Annotated in this window: 19 protein-coding genes and 2 other annotated features; of the genes, 15 read left to right on the forward strand and 4 right to left on the reverse strand. The window is 38.4% G+C overall.

Annotated features, from left to right (window positions below; genetic code table 11):
* Positions 1-6: 6 nt before the first annotated feature.
* The 12 genes from ytaF (at position 7) to EM808_RS05615 (ending at position 10,363) form a co-directional block, all read left to right on the forward strand.
* Positions 7-642, forward strand: coding sequence for a sporulation membrane protein YtaF (gene ytaF, locus EM808_RS05560; protein ID WP_127737073.1), 636 nt, complete (start codon positions 7-9; stop codon positions 640-642).
* A 44-nt stretch (positions 643-686) separates the two neighbouring features.
* Positions 687-1,286, forward strand: coding sequence for a dephospho-CoA kinase (coaE, locus tag EM808_RS05565; RefSeq protein ID WP_127737075.1), 600 nt, complete (start codon positions 687-689; stop codon positions 1,284-1,286).
* Between the two features lie 203 nt (positions 1,287-1,489).
* Complete coding sequence (nrdR, locus tag EM808_RS05570) at positions 1,490-1,945, forward strand: transcriptional regulator NrdR (RefSeq protein ID WP_127737077.1); 456 nt, start codon at positions 1,490-1,492, stop codon at positions 1,943-1,945.
* Positions 1,946-2,107: 162 nt separating this feature from the next.
* The gene (locus tag EM808_RS05575) at positions 2,108-3,520 is read left to right on the forward strand and encodes a replication initiation and membrane attachment family protein (protein WP_127737079.1); all 1,413 of its coding nucleotides are present in this window, start codon (positions 2,108-2,110) and stop codon (positions 3,518-3,520) included.
* A gap of 12 nt (positions 3,521-3,532) precedes the next feature.
* On the forward strand, positions 3,533-4,462 hold the full coding sequence (gene dnaI / locus EM808_RS05580) for a primosomal protein DnaI (RefSeq protein ID WP_127737081.1): 930 nt from the start codon (positions 3,533-3,535) through the stop codon (positions 4,460-4,462).
* Between the two features lie 129 nt (positions 4,463-4,591).
* Entirely contained in the window at positions 4,592-5,446 is an 855-nt protein-coding gene (gene ytxC, locus EM808_RS05585) for a putative sporulation protein YtxC (RefSeq protein ID WP_164849582.1), read from the forward strand.
* Between the two features lie 406 nt (positions 5,447-5,852).
* Complete coding sequence (thrS, locus tag EM808_RS05590) at positions 5,853-7,784, forward strand: threonine--tRNA ligase (RefSeq protein ID WP_127737085.1); 1,932 nt, start codon at positions 5,853-5,855, stop codon at positions 7,782-7,784.
* A gap of 168 nt (positions 7,785-7,952) precedes the next feature.
* Positions 7,953-8,093, forward strand: a sequence feature (ribosomal protein L20 leader region).
* 152 nt (positions 8,094-8,245) lie between these two features.
* Positions 8,246-8,749 carry a translation initiation factor IF-3 gene (gene infC, locus EM808_RS05595; protein ID WP_127737087.1) on the forward strand — a complete coding sequence of 168 codons (504 nt, stop codon included), beginning with the start codon at positions 8,246-8,248 and terminating at the stop codon, positions 8,747-8,749.
* 17 nt (positions 8,750-8,766) lie between these two features.
* Positions 8,767-8,967 (forward strand): 50S ribosomal protein L35, encoded by a 201-nt coding sequence (gene rpmI, locus EM808_RS05600; protein WP_127737089.1) that lies wholly within the window; start codon positions 8,767-8,769, stop codon positions 8,965-8,967.
* Between the two features lie 25 nt (positions 8,968-8,992).
* Positions 8,993-9,349 (forward strand): 50S ribosomal protein L20, encoded by a 357-nt coding sequence (rplT, locus tag EM808_RS05605; RefSeq protein WP_127737091.1) that lies wholly within the window; start codon positions 8,993-8,995, stop codon positions 9,347-9,349.
* A gap of 76 nt (positions 9,350-9,425) precedes the next feature.
* On the forward strand, positions 9,426-9,701 hold the full coding sequence (locus EM808_RS05610) for a DUF1294 domain-containing protein (RefSeq protein WP_127737093.1): 276 nt from the start codon (positions 9,426-9,428) through the stop codon (positions 9,699-9,701).
* Between the two features lie 62 nt (positions 9,702-9,763).
* Complete coding sequence (locus EM808_RS05615) at positions 9,764-10,363, forward strand: TVP38/TMEM64 family protein (protein ID WP_127737095.1); 600 nt, start codon at positions 9,764-9,766, stop codon at positions 10,361-10,363.
* A 14-nt stretch (positions 10,364-10,377) separates the two neighbouring features.
* Here the strand turns inward: EM808_RS05615 and EM808_RS05620 are convergent, their stop codons facing one another.
* Positions 10,378-10,731, reverse strand: a complete 354-nt coding sequence (locus tag EM808_RS05620) for a sigma-w pathway protein ysdB (RefSeq protein ID WP_127737097.1) — start codon at positions 10,729-10,731, stop codon at positions 10,378-10,380.
* Positions 10,732-10,967: 236 nt separating this feature from the next.
* On the opposite strand from EM808_RS05620, the gene EM808_RS05625 reads away from it, so the two are divergent.
* The gene (locus EM808_RS05625) at positions 10,968-12,053 is read left to right on the forward strand and encodes a M42 family metallopeptidase (RefSeq protein WP_127737099.1); all 1,086 of its coding nucleotides are present in this window, start codon (positions 10,968-10,970) and stop codon (positions 12,051-12,053) included.
* A gap of 39 nt (positions 12,054-12,092) precedes the next feature.
* Here EM808_RS05625 and EM808_RS05630 read toward each other — a convergent pair whose 3' ends face one another.
* The 3 genes from EM808_RS05630 to sspI form a co-directional block, all read right to left on the reverse strand.
* Positions 12,093-12,536, reverse strand: a complete 444-nt coding sequence (locus tag EM808_RS05630; protein ID WP_328590369.1) for a hypothetical protein — start codon at positions 12,534-12,536, stop codon at positions 12,093-12,095.
* A gap of 248 nt (positions 12,537-12,784) precedes the next feature.
* Complete coding sequence (locus tag EM808_RS05635; RefSeq protein WP_127737101.1) at positions 12,785-13,912, reverse strand: AI-2E family transporter; 1,128 nt, start codon at positions 13,910-13,912, stop codon at positions 12,785-12,787.
* Between the two features lie 350 nt (positions 13,913-14,262).
* A complete protein-coding gene (gene sspI / locus EM808_RS05640; protein ID WP_127737103.1) occupies positions 14,263-14,469 on the reverse strand; it encodes a small acid-soluble spore protein SspI in 207 nt (68 codons plus the stop codon).
* Between the two features lie 135 nt (positions 14,470-14,604).
* Between sspI and EM808_RS05645 the strand changes: the two genes are divergently transcribed.
* Positions 14,605-15,351: a TrmH family RNA methyltransferase gene (locus EM808_RS05645; protein ID WP_127737105.1), complete on the forward strand. Its 747-nt coding sequence runs from the start codon at positions 14,605-14,607 to the stop codon at positions 15,349-15,351.
* A gap of 71 nt (positions 15,352-15,422) precedes the next feature.
* Positions 15,423-15,671: a binding site (T-box leader), on the forward strand.
* A gap of 90 nt (positions 15,672-15,761) precedes the next feature.
* The gene (gene pheS / locus EM808_RS05650; RefSeq protein ID WP_127737107.1) at positions 15,762-16,802 is read left to right on the forward strand and encodes a phenylalanine--tRNA ligase subunit alpha; all 1,041 of its coding nucleotides are present in this window, start codon (positions 15,762-15,764) and stop codon (positions 16,800-16,802) included.
* The last annotated feature ends 5 nt before the right edge of the window (positions 16,803-16,807 follow it).

Genomic DNA, 16,807 nt, shown 5'->3' on the forward strand with positions numbered 1-16,807 from the left:
TTTACGATGTCACAAATACTTTCTCTTTTCCTCTTAGCCTTGGCTGTCAGCATTGATAATTTTAGTGTCGGATTCACTTACGGCTTGCGAAAGATGAAAATCCCATTTAAATCGATTTTCATCATCGCCTGCTGCTCAGGTTTGACACTTTTAGTTTCCATGCTGGTGGGGCATGTGATTGCACAAGTATTCTCTTCTGAATTTGCCGAAAGTATTGGCGGCGGTATTCTCATTATTTTAGGATTATGGATATTGTATCAATTTTTTCAGCCGGATAAAGAAAGAGAGATTATCACAAAAGAAAAAAATTTGGTGAACTTTGAAATAAAATCGCTAGGAATTGTTATTAATATTTTAAAGAAACCAATGTCAGCGGATTTTGACAATTCTGGAACGATTACAGGAGTGGAAGCAATCGTCCTTGGATTCGCCCTTTCATTAGATGCGTTTGGGGCAGGAATCGGGGCTTCCATGCTTGGGTACTCCCCGCTCTTTCTGACGATTGCAGTCATTATTATGAGCACGTCCTTTGTATCGTTAGGCATGGTTGGAGGCGCGCTCCTTTCTAAAAAAAGCTATATGGAGAAATTTTCGTTTATTCCAGGAATCATCTTAATTATCATAGGTATATTTAAGCTCTAAACATTGCTATAAAGAAACCATTGAACAAAGGCAGGAAAAAGCAAATGACTTTAATTATAGGCTTAACAGGCGGCATTGCAAGCGGGAAAAGCACCATTTCCAATTATTTGAGATCTCTCAGCTTACCGATTATAGATGCAGACGTGGAAGCGCGTTTGGCTGTTGAGAAAGGGGAGCCTGGTTACAGCAAAATCGTGGAGCATTTTGGCACGAAGATTTTGCTAGAGGATGGAAGCCTGAATCGCGCTAAGCTTGGCGAAATAGTGTTTCGTGATGAAAAGCAAAGAGCTGTGCTGAATGGCATTGTTCATCCAGAGGTGAGAAACAGGATGAACAAAAAGCAAAATGAAGCCATTGCAGAAGGGCATATGGCAGTCATTTTGGATATCCCGTTACTATTTGAAAACAAGCTGGACAGCACTGTCGACAAGACAATCCTTGTCTATGTGGATACAGAGACTCAAATAAGCCGTCTGATCGATAGGAACAAATTGTCTTTTGAGCAAGCAAAATTAAGAATCGAAGCACAAATGCCTTTGCAGGAGAAAAAAGCGCTGGCAGACAGAATAATCGACAATAATGGAACGGTCGAAAACTCTCAAGACCAGGCGCTTAAGATTCTTCAAGACTGGAAGGTAATTTAAAGCGTGCTGTCTCATCGATTCGATGGGGCAGTTTTTTAGGAGAAATTTTTTTGTTTTTCCTTTTTTTCATCAAGAAATGGACATAATAAGGCGTACATAAGTGAATTAATTCATTCTATCACTTGTACAAACTAGCACTTTTCTATAAGATATTATTAATGGGAATCAATACATTGCGAACAATGAATTCGGAGCTGATATAGATGAGATGTCCTTCATGTCAACATAATAATAACCGTGTTCTTGATTCACGACCTGTTGATGACAGCCGCTCTATTCGCAGGAGAAGAGAATGCGAGGAGTGCGGTTACCGCTTTACTACTTTCGAAAAAGTAGAAGAAATACCGTTGATCGTTGTGAAAAAGGAAGGTACCCGTGAAGAATTCAGTCGTGATAAAATCCTGCGCGGCCTAATTAGGGCTTGTGAAAAAAGACCAGTTGCCTTAAAGCAGCTTGAGGAGATAACGGCAGAAATCGAAAAGGAGCTTAGAAGCAACGCCGTTTCGGAGATTAATAGTGAAGATATCGGTGAAATGGTCATGGATCGATTGGCGAAAGTAGACGAGGTGGCGTATGTCCGCTTTGCGTCTGTTTATCGTCAATTTAAAGATATAAATGTTTTTATAGAAGAACTGAAAGAGCTGATTAAAAAGGGGTAAGACAGCGGTGATTTCGCGCTGTTATTAGTGAATGCAGATGCATTCCACACATGATAAAAGGAGCTGAAGGATTCTTTGGCTCTTTTTTGACTTGTATATTCGCTAAAAAAATCATGCATTACAGCTAAGTCGAGCAATAATAGCAAAGGAGTGACTTAGTTTATGTCACAGCATTGGCAGGACTTGCTTCCAATAGATAGATATCAAGTATCGACAAACGGACTGATAAGTGAGTATGATCGCAAGGTAATTACCTTTTTGTATCAGCCCCTTATCGGATCCGCCTGTCTTGGATTATATATGACGTTATGGGGTGAGGTGGAGGAAAACAGACTATGGTCTGCTGACCATTCACATCACAGCCTGATGAATTTTATGGATTGCGGCTTAAAAGAAATTTATCATGCACGGTGTAAGCTTGAGGGCATCGGTCTGCTTAAAACGTTTATGAAAAAAGAAGGGGAAAACCGCTCGTTCATCTATGAATTACAGCCGCCATTGACACCAGAGCAGTTTTTTCTTGATGGCATACTGAATGTTTACCTTTACAGAAAAATAGGAAAAGCACAATATAATAGGCTGAAAAAATTCTTTGCAGAAGAGCGTAAAGCAGACGAGAAAGAGTTTAGGCAAGTTACGAAGGCGTTTCAGGATGTGTTTATGTCAGATCATTCTAGTGTCGTCCGCTCCACCTATGAGTGGGAAGGCGGAGAAGCACTTGAACAGGATGCTGTGCTGATTGGGAAAAAAGACCAGACGAACATGAAGATTGAAAATGCCAATTTTGATTTTGATCTGCTTCTTGCGGGGCTGAACGATTCATTCCTGTCTAAAAAGGCGTTGACAACCAAAGTGAAAGAAGCAATTCAGACATTATCCTTCTTGTATGGAATCAATCCGATTGAAATGAAAAATATTGTGATGAGTGCGATAAATCCTAACGATGAAATTGATTTAGAGGAGCTGCGAATAGCGGCAAGAGATTGGTATCAATTCCAAAATGCCGGCAAGCTGCCGTTACTAGTGGACAGGACACAGCCGCTACAGCTTCAGTCCCAAATTGAGGCACCGAAAACAAAGGAAGAGGAGCTTCTTAATTATTTAGATACTACTTCGCCAAGGCAGCTTTTAAGGGATATAGGAGGAGGAGCAGAACCGTCAAAGGCTGACCTCCAAATAATAGAAGAAGTCATGTTTGCACAGAAACTGCCTTCTGGTGTTATTAATGTATTAATTCAATATGTTATGCTTAAGACAGATATGAAGCTGACGAAGGGCTATGTGGAGAAAATAGCAGGACAATGGGTAAGAAAAAGGATTCAAACAGTCAAGGACGCTATGGATTTAGCTAAAAAGGAACATCAGCAGTATCTTGATTGGGCAAATGGCAAAAATACGACAAGCTCTAATAAAGGTTCGAAAAAAGTCATCCGTAAGGAAAAGATTCCAGAGTGGTTTGGACAGGACAAGCCATCCAATACAGATGAAAATAACATAGACGAGGCAAATACCGACGATGTGAATAACGACTTCCTTAAAGAATTAGAAGAGGAAATAAAAAACTTAAGAAAATAGGTGGTGAGTAGTATGGAAAGCATTAACGATACACTTCGCAAGCTTGGAGCAAACGGCGGATTTCAAGAGCGGTATAAGGCGATGAAGGAACAGGTGCTAAACCATTCTGATGTGAAAACCTTCCTGCAGGAAAATGAGGAAGCAATCACACCGCGTATGCTGGAAACAGGCATGATGAAGCTGTATGAATACGCAAACCAAAGTAAAGAATGCCAAAAATGTCCGAGCCTAGGTCAGTGCATCAACATGATGCAGGGGTATCATCCTAAATTGGTAATTAACAGGGGAGCAATTGACATTCAATATGATGTTTGCCCTCGCAAAATAATGGATGACAGCCAAAAGAAAAAGGAAAAACTTATTCGGAGTCTGCATGTACCGAAGGATATCCTGAAGGCTTCCTTCAACACTTTGGACATTGGCCAAGAACGTGCGCAAGCGGTGAGAGCAGCCATAAATTTCGTCAAGCAATACGAACCGGGTCAAAGGCAAAAGGGGTTGTATTTCTTTGGTGAATTTGGTGTGGGAAAATCATATTTGCTTGGAGCAATTGCTAATGAGCTATCGCAAATGCAGGTTTCCTCGATGATTGTATATGTGCCGGAATTATTCAGGGAAATGAAAAGCTCTATTGCCGACAATACATTAAATGACAAGATTGAAAGTATTAAAAGAGAGCCTGTTCTTATGCTTGATGATATTGGTGCTGAAACCATGTCAAGCTGGATAAGGGATGAAGTTCTAGGACCAATTCTTCAATTCAGAATGCTGGAAAATTTACCGACATTATTCAGCTCCAACTTTGATTTTGGTGGGTTAGAATACCATTTGACATACTCTCAGCGTGGTGAAGAGGAAAAAATGAAGGCGATGCGGGTAATGGAAAGAATTAGATATCTGGCAGATCCAATTCATGTAAAAGGTGAAAATAAAAGAAAATGACGCTTTCAAGGCAGCCCTATTATTAGTGGCTGTCTTTTTATTTGCGAAGATTCCCGTCGTGACTTCTATTTTTTTGTGTATCCCCATATACATTCTAACAAGGATTTTTTTCATAAAGGGGGGTTACGATTGATTGAAGTCATTTTTCAGAAAAAAGGCGATGGAGAAAAATTGCTTAGACTGATCAATCTTAAATATAAAAATACAGACTGGGCTATTAGCTCCATTCAAGAAGAGCATGAGTTTCGCTTAAAGTTCAGTTGGGAAACTGGGCAAAACAGTTTGTTTATGCAAACATTGAAAATGGTATTAGCAGAGTTCATTCTTCATTACAAATCAGAGGAATGGGCAAGGCAAGTATTGGTTGACAGGTATTATTATGCAGATGAAGCAGAGCAGCGACTTATACTTGAAATATTGCACAGCCTGCTTGAGAAGGAAAGAAGAGACCTTGCAAGCCTTCTTGGCAAAATCCATTTGCATGAATGTCTGGATAAGGCGCTTGGTGACCTGTTAAAGGACAATTTCTCCTTTTCCTTCGACAGCTTTGTTACATTCAGACTGCAGGATTATACCCAAAAGCTGAACAGCTATGTCGAAATTGCCATTGATGAATATAAAATGGAGCAGGAATATCAAGTGTTTATTCATACTTTACGGGACTTCCTGGAAAATCGCAGCCCGAAAATCCAGGCGATCCATGTGCTTGTAGATTTAGAAATTCAGTTTTATGACTCGGAGTACAGGGAATTGTCCCAGCAGGACTTAATGAAAATACTGGACAGAAAGATGTTCACATACCAATCTGTTTATATTGATCCATTTTCGATTGGGCCGCTGCTCTCTCTTGCCCCGAAAAATATTTATTTGTACACAGAAGACCGAGAACAGCCAATCGTTCGCACAATCATGAATATTTTCGAAGAACGGGTTAATATTATGGAGAAAGATGCGTTTTTCCATGGGACACCACATACTTTTTAATTCCTTTTTAAAATTATGAATGGCTACTTGCATTTAATGTCCATAAAGCATATAATAACGTACATAAAATACCTATATCGAATACATGTTATGATAAGGACAATAGTTTTCTTGTACGGTTTTAAGAGAGGGAAGCACATGCTGGGAGCTTCCTAACACGATGAGAAATGCTTACCACCTTTAAACTTTAGCCAGGAACAGGGCAGCCCCTTACTATTGGTTAACGGAGGCAGCCGTTATCTGTTTTTCTAAAGCCGTTTGGACCTTTGAAAGGGAAAAGCGGGAATTAGGGTGGAACCACGTGATTATTTCATATAAACTCGTCCCTTTCTACAGGGACGGGTTTTTTTGTGTTTTGGTCCTTTAGCATGAAGAGATAAACAAGCATTTGAAGGAGGAAATAGTTATGTCAGAAATGATAAAAATTACATTTCCAGATGGAGCGGTTAAGGAGTTTTCTGCAGGTACAACTACAGAAGAAATTGCCGGATCAATTAGTCCTGGATTAAAGAAAAAAGCCCTTGCAGGTAAAGTGAATGGTGAACTATTTGACTTAAGAAGACCTATTGATAAAGATGCTTCTTTTGAGATCATTACACCTGAAAGAGAAGAGGCGCTGGAAATTCTTCGCCACAGTACTGCTCACTTGATGGCACAAGCAATTAAAAGGCTGCATGGAAATGTAAAGCTTGGAGTAGGTCCTGTAATTGAAGGCGGTTTTTACTATGATATTGACTTGGAGAAATCACTTACTCCAGAGGATCTGCCTTTAATTGAAAAGGAAATGGCAAAAATCATCAATGAAAACTTGGAAATCGTTCGTAAAGAAGTAAGCCGTGATGATGCGGTTAAGCTCTTTACTGAGATGGATGATGAATACAAGCTAGAACTGATTGAAGCCATTCCGGCTGACGAGACAGTAACATTATATGAGCAAGGCGAGTTTATTGACCTTTGCCGCGGTGTGCATGTGCCTTCTACAGGTAAATTAAAGGAATTCAAGCTATTGAATATTGCAGGAGCATACTGGAGAGGTAATAGTGACAATAAAATGCTGCAGCGTATTTATGGAACTGCCTTCTTCAAAAAAGCAGATCTTAATGAGCATCTTCGCTTATTGGAAGAAGCAAAGGAAAGAGATCACCGTAAAATCGGTAAAGAGCTTGATTTGTTTATGACTTCTCAAAAAGTCGGACAAGGTCTTCCATTGTGGTTGCCAAAAGGTGCAACAGTCAGACGAATTTTGGAAAGATATATTGTTGATAAAGAAGAAAGATTAGGCTATCAGCATGTATACACACCAATCATGGGTAGTGTTGATCTTTACAAGACTTCTGGTCACTGGGATCATTATCAAGAGGATATGTTCCCTGTAATGGACATGGACAATGAGCAGCTTGTTCTTCGTCCAATGAACTGTCCACACCATATGGTTGTGTACAAAAATGACATCCACAGCTACAGAGAGCTTCCAATACGTATTGCAGAGCTTGGAACAATGCACCGCTACGAGATGTCTGGTGCCCTATCTGGACTTCAGCGTGTTCGCGGGATGACTTTAAATGACGCTCATATTTTCGTTCGTCCTGATCAAATTAAGGATGAGTTCAAACGTGTTGTTAACCTTGTGCTTGATGTATACAAGGACTTTAACCTGACAGATTATTCTTTCCGTTTGTCTTACCGTGATCCACAAGACACAGAGAAATATTTCGATGATGATAATATGTGGAACAAAGCACAAAGCATGCTGAAAGAAGCAATGGATGACCTTGGCTTAGATTATTACGAAGCAGAAGGAGAAGCAGCATTCTATGGTCCAAAGCTTGATGTTCAAGTTAAAACTGCTTTAGGCAAGGATGAGACACTTTCAACTGTGCAGCTTGACTTCTTATTGCCAGAGCGCTTTGATCTGACATATGTTGGCGAAGACGGCAAGCAACATCGCCCTGTTGTTATCCACAGAGGTGTTGTATCAACAATGGAAAGATTCATTGCCTTCTTGATTGAAGAATATAAAGGAGCGTTCCCTACATGGCTTGCACCTGTTCAAGTTCAAGTGATTCCAGTATCGCCATCTGTTCATTTTGATTATGCGAAAAAAGTACAAGAGCAGCTTCAAAATCAAGGGTTCCGTGTGGAGCTTGATGAGCGTGACGAGAAAATAGGCTACAAAATCAGGGAAGCACAAATGCAAAAAATCCCTTACATGCTTGTTGTAGGTGATAAAGAAGTGGAAGAGAATGCTGTCAATGTGCGTAAATACGGAGAGCAAAAGTCTGAAACAATTCCTTTCGATGCTTTTCTTCAAGGTCTTTTGGCGGAAGTAAAGAGATAAAAAACTTTTCCAAAATACGGAGTTAGACCGAAAAAACAGGAAATTATGCAAAAAGTATTGCAATAACGTAAGAATTTTGATAAAATTTTTTTCGTTGTGATAATTCTTTCGTTGACTTATCCATTTCGACTGTGATATAGTTACTAAGGTAAATTGAATATAAAGTTTGAGGAAAAGAAGAAGCACCCGCTTCTCACCTGATTGACACGGATTCCAAGTAGTTAACAGGTATTACGTAAACAATTTAGGTCTTACTATGGTTATCGTAAGTGTGGGTGATTTTTGAATCGTCCACACTTTTTATTTTGGATGCAAGTCCAAATATGCGATTTCAACTGGGGAGTCAAGTGTCAATTGGTACTTAGCACGAAAAAGAATCGCGAAGCTTTTCTTGTTAAGTTCTTGACCCGAACGTTGTATTCGTCAATTAACCTTGGAGGTGTTTAACTATTAGCAAAGATATGATTTTAAATGAAGGTATTCGTGCTAGAGAAGTTCGTCTTATTGACCAAAACGGTGAACAACTTGGCATTAAAACGAAATTTGAAGCTCTTGAAATTGCAACACGTGTAAATCTTGATGTAGTTCTTGTTGCTCCAAATGCCAAACCACCAGTAGCTCGTATCATGGACTACGGTAAATATAAGTTTGAACAGCAAAAGAAAGATAAAGAAGCACGTAAAAATCAAAAAATCATTAATATCAAAGAGGTTCGCCTTAGTCCGACAATTGATGAGCATGACTTTAATACAAAGCTTCGCAATGCAATCAAGTTCTTGGAAAAGGGCGATAAAGTTAAGGCATCCATCCGTTTTAAAGGACGTGCCATTACACATAAAGAAATTGGTCAACGTGTACTAGTTCGATTTGCAGAAGCTTGTACAGAAGTTGCCACAGTGGAATCACACCCGAAAATGGACGGCCGAAGCATGTTTATGACTTTAGCGCCTAAAAACGACAAGTAAACGAGGAGGAATACGAAATGCCAAAAATGAAAACTCACCGTGGAGCAGCTAAGCGTTTCAAAAAGACTGGCTCTGGTAAACTAAAACGTTCACATGCTTACACAAGCCATTTATTCGCTAACAAATCTACAAAACAAAAACGTAAGCTTCGTAAAGGTGCTATTGTATCTTCAGGAGATTACAAACGCATCCGTAATTTATTAGTAAACATTAAGTAATTTTTCCAAATAGGAGGGAAATAATATGCCACGTGTTAAAGGCGGTACAGTTACACGCAAACGTCGTAAAAAAGTTCTTAAATTAGCTAAAGGTTATTTCGGTTCAAAACATACATTATACAAAGTTGCTAACCAACAGGTTATGAAATCCCTAATGTATGCATACCGCGATCGTCGTCAGAAAAAACGCGACTTCCGCAAACTTTGGATTACTCGTATCAACGCAGCTGCACGCATCAACGGTCTTTCTTACAGCCGTTTAATGCACGGTTTGAAAGTTGCTGGTATCGAAGTAAACCGCAAAATGCTTGCTGAGCTTGCTGTAAGCGACGAAAAAGCATTTGCTGAATTAGCAACAGTAGCAAAACAAAACATTAAATAAGCTTTTTAAGCTTAAAACAAGAAGGCATATATCATGCCTTCTTTTTGTTTATAAAGAAAAGATTAGGAGGAAGAAAATGACTATCCAAATCATTTGTATATATTGGCTTCTTATTAATCTGTCCGGATATTTTGTTATGAAAATAGATAAGGATCGGGCTAGACGGCATGCTTATCGGATCAGCGAAAAACAATTATGGACTGTTGCCTTTTTGTTCGGAGCTTTAGGCATGACACTCGGAATGAAGCAATTTCGTCATAAGACGAAGCATACAGCCTTTAAACTTGGTCTTCCAATGCTAGCAATAGTGGAGACGATAGTACTCCTATATATATTAAATGAATTAGCATAAATTCGAAGGTTTGGCTATACACTTAAGTAACAGCATGATTCTCACAAACTGAAGGTGATAGAATGGAAGATCAATTATCCATGCTTTTTGTTATGGTAGAAATAGGCGGGGTACTTGCACCGATAGCGTTTATTCTCTTTCATACCTTAAGGCAAGTGTTGTTCATCCCGCCAATGCTAGTTTGTATAGCCGGTGGAGTCCTTTTTGGTGTAACATTCGGAACCATTTATTCGGTCATAGGTCTGACAATAAACTGTCTGTTTTTCTATATTGTCATTCACCGAATGCCCAAAACGCATCAAAAGCTAAGTGTCTTAAAGAAAAGGTGGTTCGGTGAATACCGCAATCTTACAACAGGTCAAGTAGCTGTTTTGAGGCTAATCCCTTTTATTCATTATCATCTCTTAAACTTTTGCCTTCTGGAGCGGACAAAAACTTTTAAAAATTATTTAAAATCCTCTTTTGCCACAAATATCCCGCTTGCCTTTTTTTATACTATTTTTGGGCAGTTTATCAGCCAGTTTTCACCGACGATGATTATTGTTATTTTATTTGCATTAGCTGTATTAGTGTATATTTTGCGAGAGAAAATGACCATTATTAAATGGCATGAGTTTTTTAAAGAGAATAAGCAAGAAAAAAAAGCTAAACACTCCGTTTAGCTTTTTAATTTTTATTAGGATTTTTTCCAGTCTATTTTTGAATTAGGATAAACAGCTTTTAATGATTCCTCCAAAAAACGGACATCAGCTTCCATTAGCTTCGTGTCATAAGGTTCAGTCGGCCATAATAAAATCCTGCTTACCGTTTTATTGTCAACAGGGTGTACATATTTTTCCCCTTCAAATAAAAATCCTTTATAAGTGACAAGGAGATTCATTCTGACATTTTTTCGGTCGTCAATCAAATAAAACCTATTGCCTCTTTTAGCAAATTCAAGCCTTCGTACAGGGCTAGCAGCAAATGAAATGATACGATAAACAATAAAGATGATAAGAGCCAATAACAGCAAACGCAAGAGCAACATCATATATAAAGCCTCCAAATTTTTTAAATAAAACTTTAGCTAATTCTATACGTGTAAAAACAAATAAGGTTTCAAATTTTAGAAAATATTTTTTAAAATACGAAAGAGACTTTTAAAACAGCGAATTTAAAGCATAATATTAATGATTACATCACTATCTCAGCATAATACTAGGAAGATTTTTAATTTATTAGTATAATAAGAATGATTTGAATGATTAATATTAAGGGAGTCGAAGTATAATGAAGCTAGATGAAACATTATCAATGCTTAAAGATCTGACAGACGCTAAAGGCATACCAGGCAATGAAAGAGAACCAAGAGAAGTAATGAAAAAATACATATCAGCATATGCGGATGAAGTGACCACAGATAATTTAGGGAGTCTTATTGCCAAAAAGACAGGTAAAGAAGACGGTCCGAAAATCATGGTGGCAGGCCACTTGGATGAAGTAGGCTTTATGATCACAAGGATTGATGATAAAGGGTTCCTATACTTTCAGACAGTAGGAGGCTGGTGGTCACAAGTAATGCTGGCACAGCGTGTGACGATTGTAACAAGCAAAGGAGATATCACTGGTGTAATCGGTTCAAAACCACCGCATATTCTGTCTCCAGAAGCCCGTAAAAAGCCGGTTGAAATTAAAGATATGTTTATTGATATCGGTGCTGCTTCTAAAGAAGAGGCACATGAATGGGGAGTTAAGCCAGGAGATATGGTCGTACCATATTTTGAGTTCACTGTTATGAACAACGAAAAGATGCTGCTTGCTAAGGCATGGGATAACCGTATTGGCTGTGCTATTGCCATTGATGTACTAAAAGGCTTAAAGGACAGTGAGCATCCTAATACTGTTTATGGTGTCGGAACAGTTCAGGAAGAGGTCGGCTTGCGTGGTGCAAGAACGGCAGCGCAGAAAATTCAGCCTGACATTGCATTCGGCGTGGATGTTGGTATCGCTGGAGATACACCTGGCGTAACAGAAAAAGAAGCATTGAGTAAAATGGGTAAAGGTCCTCAAATTATTTTGTATGATGCTAGCATGGTTTCTCATAAAGGCTTAAGAGACTTAGTGACAGACACTGCAGATGCTCAAAATATACCTTATCAATTTGATAGTGTGCCTGGCGGAGGTACTGATTCAGGTGCCATTCACTTAACACATAATGGTGTGCCGGCATTGTCTATAACAATTGCAACGCGCTATATCCATTCACATGCAGCAATGCTTCATCGTGATGATTACGAAAATGCTGTTAAGCTTATTATCGAGGTTATTAAAAAGCTCGACAGTGAGACAGTGAAAGAACTTACATTCAAATAATTAGAAAAGAGACCAGGGAAAATAAACTGGTCTCTTTTTTTATTTAGTAACACTAGATGGTTTTTTCTTCGGCCAAAGACAATAGCTGAAACTGATTAGAAAGTCGATACCAAGGACAATTGTCCATACCTGAATAAGTGGAAGTAAGGTTTTTATATCTTCTTTAGGAATAAATAATGTCATCAAATAAAGCAAACAGGCACCTATTGCAAAAGCAACAAGATGGCGCAGCCAACCAACCATCTCTTGTATTGCATGCGCCCGTCCGTATTTTTTTACAGGCTTTTCTCCACCTGCAAACCGGAAGCTGAAATGGGCATCCATCCATTTAATCATACTGTGTCCGAAGGCAATGGTGACACCGATATATACAGCAGCCAGCCCATGGAATACCGTGATTTCACTGCCCTTATTGATGTCTATAATCGTAAAAGCGATTAAAAAGTAAATCGATAATTGGTGTGGCGAGAAGAAAAGCTGCACTTAGTTTTTTTTTCTTCCACATATACCGGCAAAACAACCCCAATAGTACAAATATCCAAAAAGCAATTTCGCATATAATAATTAAAAAGCCAATCACCTAAGAACACTCCTTTTAATAAGTAAAAAATGATTAAAGGTATATTAGTGATATGCACAAAGCAGTTAATCATGAACTAAAAAATAAACTTTTTAAATGATAGGCAGAAACCAAAAACGGTTTGCCCGATTACTGGACAAACCGTTTTAAATTAACTTAAATCGATTGGCGGTGGTGGGGGCGGAGTATTGTTTAATATCGCCGCTTTTCGTGCCTTTAAGAATCGATTGATGTTTAAGACAATTGTTTTTGCTACAGCGTAGGTTGGTACTGCCAAAATCATTCCAAGTATGCCTGCAAGGTTTCCTGCAACAAGCAACAGAACAATAATGGTAGCAGGATGGGTATCTAGCCTTTTACCTAAAATAAGTGGTGAAAGGATATTACCTTCGATTTGCTGAGCAATCGTAATGACGAGAATGACTAAAAGAGCCTGTGTTGGTGAAGTAAATAATGCGATAATAACAGCAGGCGCTCCGCCGATTAATGGTCCAACATATGGGATAATGTTAGTTACAGCAACAATCAATGCCATTACTAAAGCATAGTCAAGACCAATGATCCAGTAACCAATTAAAGCAAGTGTACCTACAAACAGGGCAACCATTACTTGTCCTTGAATATAAGCAGCTAAAGTGTCACCAGTATCTTTTAGAATTTTTGTAGCTTCCTTGCGGTAAGAAACAGGGAAAAACTTCGATAAGGCGGAAGGAAACTTACTGCCGTCCTTGAAGCTGTAAAAGAGCAAGAAAGGAACAGTAACAATCGTTATCGTAATATTTGTCATCGTACTGATGATGGCACTAATGCTGTTTGTTATGCTGCTTGGAATTGTTTGAGCATAGTCATTCAGCTTTTCGGTAATGTCGCCCATTGTGACATATTCCTGATTAAGGAGCCATTTGTATTGCTTCGTATCATTTAGAGTATTAAAGAATTTAATAGCTTGATCCGCATAGTTTGGAATATTACTGAAAAGCTCAGTGATCTGCTTGCTAATTAGCGGAATGACACTGCCGACAGCTAAAATAATTAATCCTATTACTACTACATAAATAATAATAATGGCTAATGTTTTCGGCACTTTATATTTTTGCAAGAAATTTACGATCGGGTTGAGCAGGAAATACAAAAAGCCTGTGATGATAATGGGGAAAAACAAAGTAGTGAACAATACAGCTACAGGCTGGAATAAAAACGATATTTTTGTGCAAACATATATGATTGCTACAATCAATAATACTTGCAAAAGCCAATAATGAAACTTCTTTTTCGTCAAGTTATCTTCACCTTTTTTCTTTAATTATTACATTGCATCTATGTAAAAATATATGTAACGTAGTATAGCACAAAAAACTATTAGAATTATACCCTGATATACCAAGATTATAACATTACAAATGAATGCTAGTATGGAAATACGAATGACTAATAAATAAGTTTCATAAATAAGTAATAAATTTTTGGGGACAAAAAAAATAGGAGGAATATATTCTCCTCCTATACGGTGATATGAATAAGTTTTAAGTGAAGAAATTCTGTCTTGGCTGTGTTGCACCCTATAGCCAAGAAGCTTTTACGGATCAGTTGATCTTTTTTTTAAGTCTGGGAAAATTAAATCCCCCAAATTTATTTTAATCCAGTCTCAAGTGTCTGCAGCATTTCTGTTTTATCTTGATCAGAAGAATTTTGCCAGATTACTTCAAACAGCACACCAAGACCTGGTAGCATTTTCTCTTCGCCATTTTGGATAGCGTCAACAATTGTTGCTTTTAGCTCATCTTGTGAATTACCTGAAACATTATGGATAATCGCGTTTCGTAAGTTTAAACTCATGGATAGCACTCCTTTTTTCTATTATAAGAAAGCCCACACTATATCATTTCTCATTTGCCGTTTATTATGTATATTCTTTACGCTATAATAAAAAAATAGGAAGCAATGGTTAGTTTAAGTGAGGAGACATGCAATTTGAAACATATACTTTCTGCCAAAAACCCTCAAGTTAAAGAGTGGAAAAAATGCCTGACCAAAAAGGAAAGAGACAAAACAGGAACATTTCTTGTTGAAGGATTTCATTTAGTGGAAGAGGCGCTTAAAGCAAATGCGATAAAGCATTTAATTATTTCTGAGGAAATAGAAATGCCAGCATGGGATTATGGAGATATTTCCGTTACAATTGTAACAAAAGAAATTATTTTACAGCTGACTGACACAGAAACACCGCAAGGAATTGTAGCGCTGTGTGAGCAATATAGAGATGAGCAAGCATTATTAACAGGTAAGTCCTTTATTGCCCTTGATCAGGTGCAGGATCCGGGGAATCTTGGGACAATAATCCGCACAGCAGATGCTGCAGGAATTGACGCAGTAATCGTTGGGGATGGCACTGTCGATATATATAATCCAAAAGTAGTCCGTTCTGGACAAGGAAGCCATTTTCACCTGCCTATCATTAAGCAGAACCTGCCGGAATTCATAGAAGGCTTGAAGGAAAAGGGAGTTTCTGTTTATGGGACAAGCTTGGAAAATGGCGTTAATTACCGAGAAGTACCCGCAGCAGAATCCTTTTGTTTAATTGTTGGTAATGAAGGAAACGGTGTAAGTAAAGAAGTGCTTTTGGCAACTGATAAAAATTTATATATTCCGATTCATGGTAAAAGTGAATCATTGAATGTGGCCGTAGCTGCAGGAATTTTAATGTATCATTTCGTTTGAGTGTGGCCTAATTACAAAATGGGTTTGAAATGCGCTTTAAAATATACTATAATAGTGGCAAATTGCATGATGAATAAACGTTGATGGAGAAAAGTAGTTTATAGCCCTGCTGATAAAGGGAGAAAATGCCTTGACTGAAAGCATTTTTATCTGGCAGCATGAATGAAGTTCACCTCCTGAGTTGGCATCGGGACCAATTTCTTTATGGAAATTGTAAAGATGTTCCGGCATTTATGCCGTTATCCAAATGAAGTGAACTTGAATGCTGAAATTCAGGTTAATTAGGGTGGTACCGCGAATACATAAACCTCGTCCCTTTTATAGGGATGGGGTTTTTTTATGTTCTAATTCAAAGTAAAGCGAATTTAAGCTTGTGCAATTCATGCAAAATTACAAGGAGGAAACGAACATTGGAAGCGAAATTAAAGGAACTGCAAGAAGAAGCTTTAAAAGCAATAGCAGCCAGTGAAAGCGTAAAAGAGTTAAATGACATAAGAGTAGCTTATCTTGGCAAAAAAGGTCCCATTACAGAAGTATTAAAGGGAATGGGTAAATTATCAGCAGAAGAACGTCCGAAAATGGGTGCTTTAGTCAATGTCATTCGTGATGAGATTACAAGCCATATTGAAGAGAAGCAAACGATGCTGGAAGAAGCAGAGGTTCAAAAGAAAATCGCTTCTGAAACAATCGATATTACACTTCCAGGGCGTCCAGTTGCGGTTGGGAATCACCATTCCTTAACAAGAGTGATTGAGGAAGTAGAGGATTTATTTATTGGAATGGGCTATACGGTAGAAGAAGGTCCAGAGGTAGAAGTCGATTATTATAATTTCGAAGCATTGAATCTGCCGAAAAACCACCCAGCAAGAGATATGCAGGATTCCTTCTATATCACAGAAGAACTGCTTTTAAGAACACATACTTCACCAGTTCAAGCACGTACAATGGAGAAGCATAAAGGAAAAGGCCCTGTTAAAATTATATGTCCAGGAAAAGTGTATCGCCGTGATAATGATGATGCGACACATTCCCATCAATTTATGCAAATTGAAGGACTTGTTATTGATGAAAATATTCGTATGAGCGATCTTAAAGGTACACTTGAAGTTTTCGCGAAAAAAATGTTCGGAAATGACAGAGAAATCCGTCTGCGTCCAAGCTTCTTCCCATTCACAGAGCCTTCTGTAGAAGTGGATATTTCTTGCAGTATTTGTAAGGGAGCAGGCTGCAGTGTATGTAAAGGCACTGGCTGGATTGAAGTGCTTGGAGCAGGGATGGTTCATCCAAATGTACTGGAGATGGCAGGGTTTGACTCGAAGAAATATTCTGGTTTTGCCTTTGGAATCGGTGCAGAACGTATCGCTATGCTGAAGTATGGAGTGGACGACATTCGCCATTTCTATACAAATGATATCCGTTTCTTAAAACAATTTTCAGTGCCAGAATATTAAGGTTG

It is taken from the genome of Niallia taxi (genome assembly GCF_004005475.1).
GTDB classification, from domain to species: Bacteria; Bacillota; Bacilli; order Bacillales; family Cytobacillaceae; genus Niallia; species Niallia taxi.

Coding starts and splice junctions, on each gene's coding strand:
- dnaI (WP_127737081.1), top strand. CDS start 3,533: ATGGAAAGCATTAACGATACACTTCGCAAGCTTGGAGCAAACGGCGGA.
- rplT (WP_127737091.1), top strand. CDS start 8,993: ATGCCACGTGTTAAAGGCGGTACAGTTACACGCAAACGTCGTAAAAAA.
- EM808_RS05575 (WP_127737079.1), top strand. CDS start 2,108: ATGTCACAGCATTGGCAGGACTTGCTTCCAATAGATAGATATCAAGTA.
- nrdR (WP_127737077.1), top strand. CDS start 1,490: ATGAGATGTCCTTCATGTCAACATAATAATAACCGTGTTCTTGATTCA.
- infC (WP_127737087.1), top strand. CDS start 8,246: ATGATTTTAAATGAAGGTATTCGTGCTAGAGAAGTTCGTCTTATTGAC.
- sspI (WP_127737103.1), bottom strand. CDS start 14,469: ATGAGTTTAAACTTACGAAACGCGATTATCCATAATGTTTCAGGTAAT.
- EM808_RS05610 (WP_127737093.1), top strand. CDS start 9,426: ATGACTATCCAAATCATTTGTATATATTGGCTTCTTATTAATCTGTCC.
- ytaF (WP_127737073.1), top strand. CDS start 7: ATGTCACAAATACTTTCTCTTTTCCTCTTAGCCTTGGCTGTCAGCATT.
- thrS (WP_127737085.1), top strand. CDS start 5,853: ATGTCAGAAATGATAAAAATTACATTTCCAGATGGAGCGGTTAAGGAG.
- coaE (WP_127737075.1), top strand. CDS start 687: ATGACTTTAATTATAGGCTTAACAGGCGGCATTGCAAGCGGGAAAAGC.
- rpmI (WP_127737089.1), top strand. CDS start 8,767: ATGCCAAAAATGAAAACTCACCGTGGAGCAGCTAAGCGTTTCAAAAAG.
- EM808_RS05615 (WP_127737095.1), top strand. CDS start 9,764: ATGGAAGATCAATTATCCATGCTTTTTGTTATGGTAGAAATAGGCGGG.
- EM808_RS05620 (WP_127737097.1), bottom strand. CDS start 10,731: ATGATGTTGCTCTTGCGTTTGCTGTTATTGGCTCTTATCATCTTTATT.